This window comes from Pseudomonas maumuensis (assembly GCF_019139675.1).
GTDB classification, from domain to species: domain Bacteria; phylum Pseudomonadota; class Gammaproteobacteria; order Pseudomonadales; family Pseudomonadaceae; genus Aquipseudomonas; species Aquipseudomonas maumuensis.
In genome coordinates, this window is record NZ_CP077077.1 from 3,479,292 (window position 1) to 3,494,410 (window position 15,119).

The following is a 15,119-nucleotide window of genomic DNA, read 5'->3' on the forward strand; positions in this document are numbered from 1 at the left end:
TCACTCGCCTATTGGCGTGAAAGAGAACTCAATGATCTCGTAGGACCAGAACAACATGCCGGAGTCGTCGAATCGGCAATGCGCCCGACCCTGGTCGGTCCAGCGTTCGATCTCGTCATGCAACATGCCTTGGAGAGCACGCCATTGCTCCGTGTACAGCACAAGCGGGATCTCGTGACGCTCCAGCAATGACCAATCGATCTTGAAACGCTCCCCATGGGTACCATAGAGGTCACGCATGACACCGGCAATGTCGACCAACGAATTGAGGCCGATGAGCAGCTTGCCTCCAGGCTTCAGGTAGGCCGGCACCCTTTCGAAGAATCTGCGCAAGGTCTGTTCGCCATAGAACATGGCTTCCAACGACAGACCTCGTGCAGCCTCAACGGACTGCAATGCCGCGAGGAACGCATCCGAGGGCGTCTGCCACCCTGGTGGATTGAACAGAATCACATCGAATCCGCCGTCTGCGCTGGGGACAGCGTCGAACAGATCACCATGCACGAACTCGATGCATGATTCGCCCAGGTTAACCAGTTCATTTGCCCGAGCCGCTTGAACAGCCTCTAGAGAAATATCGCTGGCAGTGATGTTGCGCATGCCTAACTGACGCAGCAGCAACGCATGCACGCCACTCCCGGTCCCCAGATCGAGAAAACGGGCATCCCTGTCGCGCCCGCCAAAACGCCTCGCGATCAATGCCCCGAACGCTTCTCCTGCAGGACTCACTCTAAACACCTTGGGGTCGTCGATCAGCGTAATCCGCTGGCCCATGCCGAAATACAGGTTATAGGCCGCAATGTCTGAATGGATGCTCCCCGGAGCGGTCAGAATAGTCATGTTTCATCCTCCTGAATCATTCACCCAATTGCGCGGAGCGCCTGGCTGCAGCATCAAGCGCAGCATTGACCAGTTCTTTGAAGCCTGCTGCGTCCAAGGCACCGATAGCGCGTTCGGTGGTGCCACCGACAGTTTGCACTTCGCGGCAAATCTGACTGGATGGCTTACCGCTCGCTCGGATCAACTCGGCAGTGCCGGCAAGCAACTGTAGGGCAACCACCGCTGCTTCTTCCTGGTCCAGCCCCGTGCGAAGCCCGTAATCCTGTAGTGCATCGGCGAAGTGAGCGACCAATGCCGGTCCACCGCCAGCCAAGGCAGTCCCCGTGTCGATCTGCCATTCCTCTCTGACCCTCAGAGATATTCCGATAACGTCGAAGATCTGCCGCGCGCAGTCGATCAGATCCGTGCTGGCATGCGCGGGTGCGTAGTACATCGTGACCCCCTGGGCTACTTCTGAAGGGGTATTGGGGATGGCTCGCACAACCGAGTCGTGGCCCAGCAGGCGTACTAGCGTTGCATGGGTGATACCCGCCATCACTGAAATCACGGGACCTTGATGACGGGAAAGTATCGGATTGCCAGCGAGCGCGCTTGCAAACTGTTGCGGAGGAACGGCCAACACCACGCAGTCGTGTGGCGCCAGCGTTTGAATCTGCGTGGCGGTATCAAACCCTTGTTCTCGCCAATAGCCCATACGCTGTGCATCTACTTCAACAACATGCAAGTTAGCAGTGCTTTTCAAGTGCCCCTTCAAACCACGAAGGATTGCCCCGCCCATATGACCTGCACCGACCATGTAGATGTTCTTCATGTAAATCCCTTTATGAAATCAACGAAAGACAACACAGCGCTACAACGGGCGCCAGGATTGGATCCAACGCGATCCGCCACTGAACATAATCGCTATCCAAAAACCCTGTCAACGCATATCAGGTACGAATAGGGCAACTAGTATCTGATATCACCAGGCCGCAAACCCAATGCAAGTCTCGCTCAGGCTTGGCGGTCATCAGTATTGAACTGCTGTCACCGCCTGCGTGCGCCACATGACGAAAAATCAAACTATCAAGAAATCCAAATAGTGAGCGACTGCCAGATATCGAGCAAACGTCACGTCGCACCCAACATCTGCACAGTCAACATTATCGCCTCGCAATAGTTCGGGTCACGCACCAAAGAAACAGCCTTAAGCGGACGCTCTCACATAATCCGAAGGTGCCTCGTGAAGTCCGGATTGGTATTGCATCGATAACGCGTTTGAAGTGCTACGTATGCATTCCACGAGGTGGTCGACGATTAGGGAAGCGCCACGCTGCAGCGGCCGTACCAAGCTGACACTGAAGGGCACCGAAACCGTGAGGCGCCTGATGATCAGGCCTTGGTTAGCGTAAATGTTGGCGACCAATGGGTTGATGATCGATACACCAATGCCGCTCAACACCATTTGGCAAATGGTGACGGCATTGTCGACTTCGATAATGTTGTTACGCGAAACACCCAACTGGGCAAAAACACTATCGAGATGGTGCCGGTAAGGGTCATTCGGCGCCAAGTGAATGAAGGGATACTGGCTGAGTTGCAGTGGGTCTATTTGCGGAAACACGGACAACGGATGACCAGGTGGCAGGACGCACACTTCATCCACATCCGTCAGGTGTTCAGTCGTGGTTCCCAAGGGTGCGCTCACCCCCTCGATCAAGCCGATATCGTAAGCTTGGCTGGATATCAACGGTTCGATATCGGGCGAGTCGTGAGTCGTGACACTCAGGTTGATATCCGGATAACGCTCGATGAATCTAGCAAGGCTGGTCGGCAAAATGGTTTGCGATAGTACGGGCAGGCTGACGATACTGATTTTTTCTCTCAACCCGAGCTTGATGCTTTGCGCCGCTGCGCTTACTCGAGCCAGACCGTCATACGCTTTAAGAATCTCGGAGTGAAGGGCCATACCCTCAGCCGTGGGTTTCAGGCGTCCTTTGTAGCGCTCGAACAGACGCATGCCGATGCTGCTTTCGAAATTCGAAAGCTCTCGACTTATCGTTGGCTGGGACGTCTCAAGTATCTGGGCGGCACCGGTGACAGTCCCGGTGATCATGATGGCCTTAAAGATCTCTATATGTCGAAATTTTAGGTGCATATTCACTCCTTGAATAACGCGAGCGTACTGTTTTCGAAGTACCTTGCTTTTTCTTGTGTGGCCCATCGCCCTCGTACACACCCCATCTTACTCAAAACCCTTCCCCTGTGCGTTTCAAACGTAACGGGTTGATCGTGCAGTCCTTGGCGCCGGGAAGGCCCGAGTCAAGCCGTCGAACTCATGTGCGGAGCCCTGGCAGCCGCTGCGGCTGAACCCGTCAATGCCGCTAAAAACCTTCTGCCATGCTGATGGGCAGATCTTTTCGACAAGCTTGCGACGCGAGCCAGGCTTGTTGCCAATCTCAGCACCTGCGCCTGAAAACCCGCCCCATTGCTAACCATGAGGGGAGAAAAACCCGTCAATCGTAAAGTGTCTTCACGACGTGGCCTGTTCGTCGCTCTGGCACTGTTCGTACACGGTGTGACGCACGGGGAAGCGCACCCCCAAAACAGCAACTTTATAGTTCAGCTGAATGACCATGAATGCCGACTGAATACTTGCATAAAGTCGCAACACCAAACAACAAAAAATTTAAATCCCCGACCCACCAAACACAAGACGAGCCCACGCCTTTAATGACAGGCACATATGTAAAAACAATACTAATTTGACACCCGAATATCAACTTTTTAATGAGCAATACATTTTTGATATAGATTGACAGCCATTCCATCAATCATTGAGCATCGCTGCCGACGGCACTCTTTGCCGACCATACCCAGGGACCTTGGGTTGAAATAATTCACGATGGAGGTCGCGTGCACGCCATGGCTGACAACTCGAATTTCAATGATGTTCTGGATGCGGCGATGACGCGAATGAACCATTGTTATCAACAAGTGCCGACACACTTCTGGGCAGATCGCACAGCCTTCACACACCGCTTCGATAACTTGCGTCAAATGGCAGGTCGCAGCGTCTCTCCACCGTTGACGCCCGCGCAAGCGCAACAGGCCGTGGTCCATGAGCTATCCACTGCTAAACGCACGGCACTGTACCTTGGCGTACCCTGGTGTATTCAAACCTGTTCATTCTGCGACCTCGCTTACTCGCGCAGCCCGCGAGCAGAGGAGAAACGCGAGTACATCGAGGTCATCCTCCAGGAACTGGATACCTACAATGCTGCAGGGCTCGCCTCGACGCCTGCAGGGAGTATCTACTTCGGTGGTGGCACCCCCTCGATACTCGACAATGATCTGCTCGCAGCCTTCGTCGATGGCACCTTGCAACGTAGCCACCTGGCAGACAACGCGGTGATCACACTGGAAGCAAGCCCGGCGACGTTGACGGACTCGAAATTGAAGCTGCTTTCCTCTCGGATCAATCGCATGAGTCTGGGGGTGCAATCCACCGACACTGCGTTGAGACAACGTGAAGGGCGGATCCTGCCACGGGAAAAGCTCCTGGCCCGGGTGGCTACCACGCTGGAGTACTTCGACCTGGTCAATACCGATGTTCTGTATGGTATGCCTGGTCAATCACTCGAGTCGGTATTCCTCACCCTGAAAGACCTGGTGGACCTGGGTGTGCCCTCCATCACCTTCTATCGCAACGAACTATTTCCTGGCACCAAGAGTTTCCAGTTGGCTCGCCAGCAACCCTGGGCAACGGTCTCCGAACACAAAGCCAGAGAAATGTACTTCCTTGGCAAGACCTACCTCGAATCGTGCGACTACCACGAAAGTCCATTGGGCTGGTTTGTTAAACATAAAAAAACAGAAGCCATCACGTCATGGGAAACGATGATTGAGCGCTGGAGTACGGTCGTCCCCTACTTTGGTTTGGGCATGGGCGCCTTTTCCACTGCCGCTAATTATTGGGTACAGAACAATGAATCGCTCAGTGGTTGGATGGAGCGTGTGCGTGGTGGTCAGTTGCCATTGGCCAGTGGTTCACTGTTCGATGATAAAGAACGGTTCATGGTCACGCTCATGCGTTATATCCGCGTGTTCAGTCGGGTGAAGCGTGATTACTTGCTGACACAGAGTGGAAGTACCCGCTTTGCCGTTGAACGTCTAATACATACCTGGTTAGAAATGGGCCTGGCCATGCACGAAGATGAGTGGCTGGTGTTCACCGAAGCGGGTTGTTCACTCATCCATTGGCTGATCGATGACTTGGCCCATGCGTTCGTCGACGGCGCGGTCAATACGGAAATCAAAATCGCTGCGCTAAATATCTGACAACATCACAGGGAGTGATTTATCCAATGAAAATCATTGATGCAATCGAAATAATCCTGGCTGACTGGATCGATACGTCGACATTCGACCGCAATGACGACTTGTTCGACCAGGGCATCAATTCGTTGCAGATGGCGATTCTTATTGATGAGATCAATAAGCGCTTCAACCTCTCCGCCAGCCTCGAGGTCCTCGCCGAAGGGGCTTCGATGACTGCCCTGGCTTCAACGTTGAGCCGGAAATTCTCTTCTCAGAACATCGGTTAAGGAGCAACCGTGATGACCAACGACCTGCATGAACCACTCAGTGACGAACAAGTGGCGTTCTTTCAGAAAGAGGGCTACCTCGGCCCCTTCCCGGCTTACTCCGAGGGCGAGATCGACGACATTTGGCGACGAGCCCGCCTGAAAACCTTCGATCACTCCAAATCGGTTTTCGGCAAAGCCGAGAACACCAAGGATCCGATATCCAGCTACGACCGCCACCTGGACATAGATGAACTTGCGGACCATGTCTGCCATCCGGCCATTGTCTCCAAGCTACAACGACTGATTGGGCGTGATGTGGCCTGCTGGCGCTCCGAGTTTTTCCCCAAGTATCCGGGCGATGAAGGGACCGACTGGCACCAAGGCGATACGTTCGCAGGTCTCAACGGCGGCAAGGACGCGCTTCGGTGGCCCGAAGGTTCTCAGGAAGGGGGAACTGTCACCGTCTGGACGGCGCTCTCGGATGTGACCCTTGACATGGGGCCAATGGGCATCATTCCAGGCACCCAGCACTCCCGGTTCTATGACGAATCCAAGGCGGCCTCTTACTCGCAAGACAAGCATGGACTGGTCAAGAACGGAGTGGCCCGCGGCTTCTACGGATACGACTACCGCGAATTGCAGGTTGATCCGAACTGGACGCCAGATGAATCGAAAGCCATTTACTTCACCATGAAGAAGGGTGAATTCATCATTTTCTGGTCCACCCTCCTGCATGGTTCGCTGCCTCACCTGGGTGAGACGAGCACGCCACGTCTGGGCTACGTATCTCGCTACGTGCCTACCTCCGTCAAGGTCTACCCGGATGCAGATACCCTCACCGAGTTCGGCAGAACGGTAACCCTCGAACAATACGGCACAGTCATCGCCGGTGGGGAAGATGCATATGGCCACAACCGTGTGCGCTCATGCACCACGCGCGGAAAGCCATTCAATCGAATTGCGTAATGGCGTCACTTGCCGTTCGGTTGCGCGCTCCGTCCTGTTTGTGAAAGGAAGATCTTCGATGACCCTCAGCATTCCCTTCGGGGACAACGCCTTGGCATTGTCCTTTGCCGGCTCACGTCACAAATTCCTCAGTGCCACTTGTACACCTGATGCATTCAGCGATTGCCTGCTGCAGTTGGTGGCTGCATCCAGCAGCGAGCCGGTACCACTCGGTGTACTGCGCCTGGTGGTGGCAGTCAGCGACCAAGACCAGCTTCACGGCATTCTCGAGCAACTGACGAAGGATTTCCCGGCGCTGCTTTGCCGGGCCGAGGTCGTTGTTCAGCCGCCCTTCTCAGGACAGCTGCAGCTCAGCGCCTGGCTGGTGGATCAGGCGGCCATTGCCAATGAGGCCTCCTCGAACAGCTCCTCTGCTGCGTTGCAATGGCTGTTCTCGGCCAGCAACGAGCTTGTGCCGAGCAATGCGCAAGTGGCCTCTGTGTTCAGCCGGCAGTTCTACGACGGCATGACGTTTGGCCATGCCCAAGGGCATACGCCCGATGACCTGCTGCGCGCCTGGATTTACATCGGCAACATCACCCAGGGGCGACACGATGAGACCCCCTATCAACAGGTCAATGCGGCTCGGCGAGACGTTTTCCAGGAGGTAGGGATCGGTAAAGGAACGGTCGGCTCTCCCTTCCCGGCAAGTACCGGCATAGGTACGCAAGGGCCTTCACTCACCCTTGGACTGCTCTCGTGCAGGACTCGCCCTGGAATGCGTCTCGTCGCCCTGGAGAATCGACGCCAGACCAGTGCGTTTCATTACCCGAAGGAGGAGAGCCTGATCGCGCCCTTGTTTTCACGCGCGGTGGCCATCCTTGGTGGTGCGCAAGCGATGGTGTTCGTATCCGGAACGGCCAGTATCGTCGGTGCGAAGAGCGTGCATCTCGGTGATATCGAGCAGCAAACGAGGCAGACCCTTGAAAACATAGGCAACCTGCTATGCGCCAGGCTGCTGTCGGATTACGACTGCTATCCAGCGGTATCCGGTCTTGAAAGCATTGTCAGCTATACGGTGTACATCAAACACCGCAAAGACTTTGCACTGGTACGCGCGGTATGCGCTGCACTGCTGCCGGACCGGGCAGTGGCGTCGTTCGTCGAGGCTGATGTCTGCCGAACCGAGTTGCTGGTGGAGATCGAAGCCATTGCCGTGATGCCGGAATAAGCACCATGCCGATCACTGACAGCGCTCACTTCGACGAAAGGCCTTTTCCCTCTGACTGGCAGCTACCGGATGACTTGACCGGCCGTATCTTCATCGGTGGCCTCAGGGAAAACCGAGAATGTTACTACCTCATCGATTTTGCTCAGAAACTTATCAAAAGCTGCATCGTGCAGGTCGACGGTTACGTTTCGGCATTCTCCGGATACATAGAAAAGCATCTGGCCCCTGACCAGTACCCTTACGCCTGCGGCTCCAGCAACGCCGTAGCGTATTGTTTCGTTCAACCGCATGAGGCGCTTGAACTTGAAGATGGTCGCGTTGTAGTTGGCATGCACAACTGCAGCTATGCCCGAGAAATCGAGTTTTCCCAGCGACATGTAGGCCATGTCTCTGAACATGATGAATTCGTGCCACGCATGATGTCCGCGCAAAACTCGCTTGATCGCGGCACAGGTGAATACCTGTACACCATGACCGATATGCAGCAGCGCTTGCGGGCCTATGGTGCAGGGCCGCAGGAGCTGGATACCGAGCTATATGCGCTTGATACAAGCTGGCAAAGCCCGCGCAAGCTGGCCTCGTTGCGCACGCTTGAGGCGTTGCACGAGGTCAAGCAGAGCCCGGACCCGCGTTACCTGGTACTGACCGAATTTTGCCTGGCTGCGAACGTTCGTCCTCCTTGCCCTGAAGGAGATCCCTTTGCCGACCCGATGCACTGGCAGGCATATCAGGCTGGAGGGCTGCAGGCCAATCGAATCTACCTGGTGGACAAGTCGACCGGGCAGTCCCAGGCACAGCTCGTTGCTGCAGGCACCCCTGGGCATATCGAGTTCTCGCGGACGGACCCTTCACGCTTCTACTTGTCTTGCCACAACCTGTCCAAAGCACACGGCAAGTTGATATTGCACGGCCAGGCGACACTGATCGCGGGCACGATCCGAGAGGGCGTGCTCAACCTCGAAGATAAGTATCAGCCCAAGGGGCTGTACCGGCTGACATCCCACAAATTGTTCATCTACCAGGGCGAGCACTACATCGTGCTCAGTGCCTATCCCAATCGTTTTCACATTGTGCGTGAACGTACGCTGCAACGAATCAGGGACGAGCAACTCTTCGAGCACGAATCCATCGCGACCCAGGGGCTGCACTTCTGCACCTTGCTCGGACACATGCCGCTATGGATAGAGACTTCCGATAATGGCCGCTACGTGTTGCTGGTTTCGAATGAGCTCATCTACGTCTACGACATGCAGCATCGCACCCTGCGTCATGTCCGCGGCTACAGCCATCACGGCGCCTTCTCAGGCACTGCGCACCTGAGCAACTTCAACGACGAGCACTATTGACCCTTCGATCGAGCGTGAACATGCAAGCGACAGTCTTCAATACCTTCTTTCGCGAGACCAAGCTGGCCCCCGACAGCGACGACTTCTTCAGTTGGGTCCGTACGCTCAAGGCCTCGTCAACTGGACAACCACTCCTCGACTTCGGCGTCGCGGACGCCTTCATGCCACCCGCTGACGAACTTTCCGAGGCGTTGAGTGCATTGGCCGCGCGTCGTGAGCTACATGGCTATGTCTACCATCATTCGGCTTACGAGGCGGCGTGCCTACGGCACGCAACCCAGGGTATCAGGTCGTCGTCCGCGCTGGCCGTTCTACCCACCAGTGGCGCAAAGTCCGCGCTCAATCTGCTGTGTCTGGCCCTGATAGACGCGGGCGACGTTGTTCTTGTGACGACGCCGGCATACCCTATTTTTTCGACCATGGCACAGCGCCTGGGCGCGACCGTGGTAGAACTGCCCCTGCTGGAGGAAAACGACTTCCTGCCGAATCTGCAGCAGTTGTCGGCAGAAGTGCTCGCGCGTGCCAAGTTGCTGGTGGTGAACTACCCGAACAACCCGACTGGAAAAGTGCCAAGCCAAGCGGAATGTGATCGTCTGCTGGCTCTTTGCAAGCTCCACGACATCTTGATGATCAACGACGCGGCCTATGCGGACTTGCTGCCTGCTGATCAACCCCGTGGACGTTTCCTGTATGCAGATGGCGCATCGAGCCACTGCATCGAAGTGCATTCGCTCTCCAAGTCATTGCAGATTCCCGGCTGGCGACTTGGCTTCATCCTTGCCGCACCCGCGTTTATCCAGGCGCTTGGCAAGCTCAGTCTGTTGCACGAAAGTGGGCAGCCGCGCATTTTACTGGATGCGGTTACCACCGTCCTCGACGATCGCGCTTTTGCCGAACAGCTTTGCCAGTGCATAGCCAAGCGGCGCACCGTGCTGGTCGATATCCTCCAGGCAAATGGCCTGACGGTGTTCAATCCTGACGGCGCGTTCTTTGTCTACGCACAATGTCCCCCCGGTTTGATCAATGGCAGGACGTTCGACACTGCCTACGACTTCTCGCACTACCTGGCCAGTGAACTGGGGATCCTGACGATCCCCTACCAAGTGGCTGGACGGAGCCAGGTGCGCTTTTCCGTGGCCTTCGGTGGCGACGACGAAACAGTGTTCTCTCGCTTGCGGCAGCAATTATCCCAGGTGAAGTTCAGGCATTCCGGGAAGGTGTCGAGATGACAATCCATCTTCGCAATGTCGCCGGCGTGCTTGGCGAACAACAGTTTTCCTATCTCGAAGTCGAGGACTTCGACCGTAAGCGGCGAGAGTATGGGCTACCCGATGCCCCGGAAATAATGGGTTGGCACCGACTCAGTCGAACGCAGGGAGATGCCTTCGACCTGGCCCAGCGTGTTATCGAGCAAGTTCTGGCCAAATCGGCGCGGCAGCAACCTATCGACCACCTGATTCTTTGCAGCAGCCGATTTTCTCTCGGTTTCCTGCAAGGTAACGACCGCCTCGACACGCTTTTACATACCTGCGGCCTCGACCATGTGCCGGTGACCGGAATGACACTCACCGGTTGCAACAGTCTGTTCAATGGCTTGCACCTGGCCGATGCCTTGATCAGCTCAAGCAAGTGCGAAAACGTGTTGTTGGTCACGACTGATTCGTCCGTCAGTGAAGCGCATCGTTTTGATCGCAATTGCATGTTCAGCGATGCGGCTGGCGGTGTGATCCTGAGCAGCACTGAAAGGTCATCACTGGCGCTGATTGACAGCGCCTGTAGCTTCGGTCGCGCTCACGAGGCAGGCGCGTTCTTCCGTGGCGATCTCAATGCCCTGGACGCGCTGGTCACGCGCTTGCTCGGGCGTCATGGGCTGCAGCGCTCAGATATCGCCAAGGTGGTGCTACCCAACTTCTACCTGCCGGTGGTCAACATGCTGCTGAACCGCCTCGGCTTTTCGGCACCGCAGCGTTTCTCAGGCAATGCCACACAGATGGCTCACTGCTTTGCAAGCGATTACCTGATGGCGCTCGCCGAACTCTCGCAGCAAGCGGTAGCCGCCGAAGAGCTCTACCTGCTAATCGGATATGCGGACCTTCATCAGGGAATCGGGCTCGTACGCAACACCGCAAGGAGTGCAGCATGAACGGAGCATTACCGACAGTAACCGGTGGGCCTGCCTATCCAGTGGACTTCTCGCTGGTCGAACACATCGAAGCCATCATTCAGCGTCAGCCATCGAACGTAGCGGCCTTCGACTCCGAGCAGCGCTTGACCTACAGCGACATCCGGACCGCACTGCTCACCTTGCATGCTCGCCTCCATGAGCTAGGGCTGCGTAGCGGTGATGTGGTCGCAGTGAATGCAACGGTGCAGTTACGCTATCCCGTCCTGGTTCTGGGGTTGCTGCTTGCAGGCCTGGTCTACTTGCCAATTGCCGCTGCCCTGCCCCCCGAGCGCAAACGCTTGATCTGTGAACAGGCCCGGCCCGCCATAATCATCACGGATACGGCAATGCCTGATGAATCAATACGAACCTGCTCTCTCTCCACGCTCTTTTCAGGTAAACCTGCGGGAGCAGTCTTCGACCAGTACCCGGAACCCTCCCCCGAGGCCACCGCCTATGTGATCTTCACCTCAGGCTCGACCGGCGTGCCCAAGGGCGTGAGTATCCCCCGTAAAGGTTTGCTGAATCGGCTGCAGTGGGCACGCGATTACTACACGCTCGGTAGCGAAGATGTGACGGCCCTGAAAACCCAGGCATCGTTTGACCCATCGATACAGGAAGCCGTGCTGCCCTTTTTCTCCGCGGGTGCTGTGTTCGTGCCCGACCAAACTCGCGTCAACTTCCCCAACTACCTGTCTGGCTGCATCCGTGAGCACGGTGTGACCATGCTTATCATGGTGCCCAGCCATTTGCAGCATTTGCTCGCGAGCCCGGCAATCGAGGCTTGCCAACACCTCCGGCATATCGTCTGCTGCGGTGAGCCTTGGGGTGTCGAGCTGATCAGTGCGCTTCATGCGCGGCTGCCAGGTTGCCGGATCTACAACGGCTATGGGCCGACCGAAGCCACGATCGGAACCCTGGTGTTCAATCCGCCACGCGGTTATGCCAGCGAAATCATCCCGATTGGTAAACCCATTGCGGGAACACATGTAGCGATCATTGACGACGATCTGCGCCCCGTGCCATCGGGTGAAGCGGGCGAGCTGATCATTGGGGGTATCTGCGTGGGCAATGGCTACCTGAACAATCCTCAACTGACTGAGCGGCAGTTCCGCACCTTGCCGGTTGAAGGCACGGGCGAGGTGAGATTCTATTTCAGCGGCGACATGGCTCGTGCTTTGCCGAACGGCGACATCGTGTTCCTGGGACGCAAAGATAACCAGGTGAAGATCAACGGTGTCCGCATCGAGCTCGAAGAGGTCGAACTTGCCCTGCGCAACTGCCCCGGCGTAAGCGATGCCATCGTGGTCAAGCGAGAAGGTAAGGTGAGTGATGAGCTCCATGCTTTCCTGATCGCTCAAGCACCTTTGGACACGGAGGCGATTGCAACCTCATGCGTCAGGCGGCTCGGCCAGGCGACGACACCTTCGCGTTTCTTCCAGGTCGACGCCTTTCCACTGAACCAGAACGGCAAGGTCGACCGGCAAGCCTTGGCGGCAAAGCAGATGACTGAGAGGAGCCTGCCGTGAGCACATCGTCGATAAGCAATACCCAGGTTGCCGAGCTGTTGAGCCGGCTGTTTCCAGATCTGCCTGACCCGGTCGACCCTAAGATCACGCTGCACGCACAAGGCGTCAACTCGATGGGCATGATTGTGTTGATTACACATCTCCAGGATGAGTTCGGCATCGTCTTCGACACTGCCGCCTTTGCCAAACTTCACGCCCTCACGCTGGAGTCGCTCCAGGGTTTGTGCATCGATCACCGCTAGGGTCTGAACGGGGAGAGAAAGCGCAGTGTACTGGGGTACATGAGCCTTCCGAGCCCCGTTTCAACGCCGTATGGGCGAGTGCAAATACATTTCGTACCGAGCCTAGGCTGTACCCATCATCCTCATTGGAGCCTGATGTCCTCCATGCATTCCTTCTCGCCGTTGCGGTCCTCCTCCGCCCTGCCTACCCTCTTGCTGGGCTCCCTGCTGCACGACCTGGGCAAAGGTATAGCCAGTCCATTGATGGTTCTTTTGCTGACTACCAGCTTTGCCTTGAACAGCTGGCAAGCAGGGGGGCTGCTCAGCATTGCCATGCTGCTGGCAACGTTGTTGTCATTGCCGGCAGGACTGCTTTTTGATTGGTTCGATCGACGGCACCTTGCCACTGCCGCATTGCTGCTCATGGCGTTGGCTGTGGCGCTGCTGCCATTTGCCCAGATCATTCTGCTCGTCAGCCTGCTGCTGGTGTTCATGGAGTTCGCCGCAGCACTGTTCAGCATCGGCTTGAAGGCACTCTTGGCCGATTTTGTGAAAGAGCAGCAACGCGTCCAGGCATTCTCCTATCGCTACATCCTGACCAATGTAGCGTTTGCCATAGGCCCTATCCTCGGCGTTCGGCTGGCGGAGGCTTCCCTGACGTTGGCTCTTCTGGTGGCAGCGGGTGCCAGCTGTCTGGCGATGGTCGTCATCATGTGTCTAAGCAAGGAGCAAAACCCATCTCGTACTTCGCCGACAAGCGGACAGCTATCGTTGGCCGAGGTACCGAGGGCCTTGGGCAAAGACCGAAATCTGGTCTTTTATACCTTGGGTTCATTCTTTAACACTGTCGTTCACGGTCGCTTCACGTTCTTTCTGTCGCTGTTGCTGCTCTATAAGTATCCTGCCACCCAAGGCATGGAGACACTTTCCTTGTTACTGTTGACCAACGCCGCTACGGTCATTCTTCTGCAACGCGTCGTCAGCCGTTGCATCACCCTGGAAAGCTTGAACAGTCGGGTACTGATGGGCGCCGTGTTGTTTTCCGCCGGCCTGCTCGGTTTTTCCGTCTCCGAACAACTTTCAGCCTGGTGTCTGTCGATGTTGATTTTCACCCTCGGCGAGCTTCTGATTCAGCCAGCCGAGTATCTCTATATCGACTCGATCAGCCCGCCCCACCTTAAAGGCAGCTATTTTGCCGCACACAATCTGGCAAGCCTGGGGGCCGCGATCAGCCCGGCGTGGTGTGGATTCATGCTTTCGCTGGCTGGCCCCAATGGCCTGTGCTATTCATTGATCGCGTGTGTACTGACGGGCAGCAGCCTGTGTGCCATGCGACCTCGCCTGCTGCCAACCAACTTGGCATCGAGGTAAACTTCGATGCCCCAGCATTATCGTTGATAGCCGATTTTCAACTTCAATCCTCTGATAACTTTGGTGCCCTAGCTAATGCAGTTTTTCAAATACCATGCGGCTGGAAATGACTACCTTGTCTACCGCGACAGCGCACCGTTTGATTATTCCAGACAGGTCATTTCCCTAATTTGCGACCGGCACCGTGGACTGGGCAGTGACGGCATTCTGGTACCGCTGATCAAAGAAGGTGAGATGTTGTCGGTGCAGATTTACAACACCGACGGTTCGCAGGCGGAGAAAAGTGGCAATGGCCTGCGGATTCTCTGCCGCTATCTGTGGGACCAGGGCATCGTCGGCGATGCACCTTTTGAAATTTCCACCAAAGGGGGCGTGGTGACCTGCCAGGTGCTCGACAAGGGGCAGCGGATCTCGATCGCCATGGGCCGAGCCACTTTTTCGGAGACGACGGAATTCACTGTTGCCGTTGACGGCACGCCACTACAATTGAATCCCGTGTCCATGGGAAACCCCCATTGCGTGGTATTCGTCAATCAACCAACCGAAACGCTGGCACGACAGCTGGGGCCGATTATCGAGCAGTTGTCGATCTTCCCCGACCGTACCAACGTTCAGTTCGTACGGGTCATTGATCAACACACGCTCGAAGTACAGATTTGGGAGCGCGGGGTAGGTTATACGTTGTCCTCGGGCACTAGCAGCTGCGCTGCGGCAGCCGTTTCACGTCGGCTTGGCCTGGTCGGGTCGCAGGTGGAGGTGAAGATGGCAGGTGGCGTCATCATGATCGAGCTGGACAACGACTACAACGTATTGATGCAAGGCCCGGTGTGCCGAGTCGGTCTGTATTCGCTGGATAGCGAGTGCCTTGCCCAAGTGATTTGAATACACGCAGGGCTTTGTTCGA

The 15,119-nt window shown here is 56.1% G+C and carries 14 protein-coding genes; 11 read left to right on the top strand and 3 right to left on the bottom strand.

Features of this window, described 5'->3' with window-relative positions:
* From KSS90_RS15425 to KSS90_RS15435, 3 genes are all read right to left on the bottom strand, one after another.
* Entirely contained in the window at positions 1 to 840 is an 840-nt protein-coding gene (locus KSS90_RS15425) for a methyltransferase (protein ID WP_217866261.1), read from the bottom strand.
* Between the two features lie 16 nt (positions 841 to 856).
* Positions 857 to 1,651 (bottom strand): pyrroline-5-carboxylate reductase family protein, encoded by a 795-nt coding sequence (locus tag KSS90_RS15430; RefSeq protein WP_217866262.1) that lies wholly within the window; start codon positions 1,649 to 1,651, stop codon positions 857 to 859.
* A gap of 375 nt (positions 1,652 to 2,026) precedes the next feature.
* Positions 2,027 to 2,977: a LysR family transcriptional regulator gene (locus KSS90_RS15435; RefSeq protein WP_217866263.1), complete on the bottom strand. Its 951-nt coding sequence runs from the start codon at positions 2,975 to 2,977 to the stop codon at positions 2,027 to 2,029.
* A gap of 767 nt (positions 2,978 to 3,744) precedes the next feature.
* Between KSS90_RS15435 and KSS90_RS15440 the strand changes: the two genes are divergently transcribed.
* The 11 genes from KSS90_RS15440 (at position 3,745) to dapF (ending at position 15,097) form a co-directional block, all read left to right on the top strand.
* On the top strand, positions 3,745 to 5,160 hold the full coding sequence (locus KSS90_RS15440; RefSeq protein WP_217866264.1) for a coproporphyrinogen-III oxidase family protein: 1,416 nt from the start codon (positions 3,745 to 3,747) through the stop codon (positions 5,158 to 5,160).
* 26 nt (positions 5,161 to 5,186) lie between these two features.
* Positions 5,187 to 5,426, top strand: coding sequence for an acyl carrier protein (locus KSS90_RS15445; protein WP_217866265.1), 240 nt, complete (start codon positions 5,187 to 5,189; stop codon positions 5,424 to 5,426).
* A gap of 12 nt (positions 5,427 to 5,438) precedes the next feature.
* Positions 5,439 to 6,374: a chlorinating enzyme gene (locus KSS90_RS15450; RefSeq protein WP_217866266.1), complete on the top strand. Its 936-nt coding sequence runs from the start codon at positions 5,439 to 5,441 to the stop codon at positions 6,372 to 6,374.
* A gap of 58 nt (positions 6,375 to 6,432) precedes the next feature.
* Positions 6,433 to 7,584, top strand: a complete 1,152-nt coding sequence (locus tag KSS90_RS15455; protein ID WP_217866267.1) for a Rid family hydrolase — start codon at positions 6,433 to 6,435, stop codon at positions 7,582 to 7,584.
* 5 nt (positions 7,585 to 7,589) lie between these two features.
* On the top strand, positions 7,590 to 8,930 hold the full coding sequence (locus KSS90_RS15460) for a hypothetical protein (RefSeq protein WP_217866268.1): 1,341 nt from the start codon (positions 7,590 to 7,592) through the stop codon (positions 8,928 to 8,930).
* 20 nt (positions 8,931 to 8,950) lie between these two features.
* The gene (locus KSS90_RS15465; protein ID WP_217866269.1) at positions 8,951 to 10,159 is read left to right on the top strand and encodes a pyridoxal phosphate-dependent aminotransferase; all 1,209 of its coding nucleotides are present in this window, start codon (positions 8,951 to 8,953) and stop codon (positions 10,157 to 10,159) included.
* Entirely contained in the window at positions 10,156 to 11,073 is a 918-nt protein-coding gene (locus KSS90_RS15470) for a beta-ketoacyl-[acyl-carrier-protein] synthase family protein (RefSeq protein WP_217866270.1), read from the top strand. Before KSS90_RS15465 ends, KSS90_RS15470 begins: the two co-directional genes overlap by 4 nt.
* Positions 11,070 to 12,623, top strand: a complete 1,554-nt coding sequence (locus KSS90_RS15475) for an amino acid adenylation domain-containing protein (protein ID WP_217866271.1) — start codon at positions 11,070 to 11,072, stop codon at positions 12,621 to 12,623. Before KSS90_RS15470 ends, KSS90_RS15475 begins: the two co-directional genes overlap by 4 nt.
* Positions 12,620 to 12,865: an acyl carrier protein gene (locus KSS90_RS15480; protein ID WP_217866272.1), complete on the top strand. Its 246-nt coding sequence runs from the start codon at positions 12,620 to 12,622 to the stop codon at positions 12,863 to 12,865. The genes KSS90_RS15475 and KSS90_RS15480 overlap by 4 nt, the downstream gene beginning before the upstream one ends.
* Positions 12,866 to 13,000: 135 nt before the next feature.
* Positions 13,001 to 14,215, top strand: a complete 1,215-nt coding sequence (locus KSS90_RS15485; protein ID WP_217866273.1) for an MFS transporter — start codon at positions 13,001 to 13,003, stop codon at positions 14,213 to 14,215.
* Positions 14,216 to 14,290: 75 nt separating this feature from the next.
* A complete protein-coding gene (gene dapF, locus KSS90_RS15490) occupies positions 14,291 to 15,097 on the top strand; it encodes a diaminopimelate epimerase (protein ID WP_217866274.1) in 807 nt (268 codons plus the stop codon).
* Positions 15,098 to 15,119: the final 22 nt, after the last annotated feature.

Bases quoted from the DNA above. Each gene is read 5' to 3' on its own strand.
- KSS90_RS15425 (WP_217866261.1), bottom strand. From the start codon at position 840: ATGACTATTCTGACCGCTCCGGGGAGCATCCATTCAGACATTGCGGCC.
- KSS90_RS15430 (WP_217866262.1), bottom strand. From the start codon at position 1,651: ATGAAGAACATCTACATGGTCGGTGCAGGTCATATGGGCGGGGCAATC.
- KSS90_RS15435 (WP_217866263.1), bottom strand. From the start codon at position 2,977: ATGCACCTAAAATTTCGACATATAGAGATCTTTAAGGCCATCATGATC.
- KSS90_RS15440 (WP_217866264.1), top strand. From the start codon at position 3,745: ATGGCTGACAACTCGAATTTCAATGATGTTCTGGATGCGGCGATGACG.
- KSS90_RS15445 (WP_217866265.1), top strand. From the start codon at position 5,187: ATGAAAATCATTGATGCAATCGAAATAATCCTGGCTGACTGGATCGAT.
- KSS90_RS15450 (WP_217866266.1), top strand. From the start codon at position 5,439: ATGACCAACGACCTGCATGAACCACTCAGTGACGAACAAGTGGCGTTC.
- KSS90_RS15455 (WP_217866267.1), top strand. From the start codon at position 6,433: ATGACCCTCAGCATTCCCTTCGGGGACAACGCCTTGGCATTGTCCTTT.
- KSS90_RS15460 (WP_217866268.1), top strand. From the start codon at position 7,590: ATGCCGATCACTGACAGCGCTCACTTCGACGAAAGGCCTTTTCCCTCT.
- KSS90_RS15465 (WP_217866269.1), top strand. From the start codon at position 8,951: ATGCAAGCGACAGTCTTCAATACCTTCTTTCGCGAGACCAAGCTGGCC.
- KSS90_RS15470 (WP_217866270.1), top strand. From the start codon at position 10,156: ATGACAATCCATCTTCGCAATGTCGCCGGCGTGCTTGGCGAACAACAG.
- KSS90_RS15475 (WP_217866271.1), top strand. From the start codon at position 11,070: ATGAACGGAGCATTACCGACAGTAACCGGTGGGCCTGCCTATCCAGTG.
- KSS90_RS15485 (WP_217866273.1), top strand. From the start codon at position 13,001: ATGTCCTCCATGCATTCCTTCTCGCCGTTGCGGTCCTCCTCCGCCCTG.
- dapF (WP_217866274.1), top strand. From the start codon at position 14,291: ATGCAGTTTTTCAAATACCATGCGGCTGGAAATGACTACCTTGTCTAC.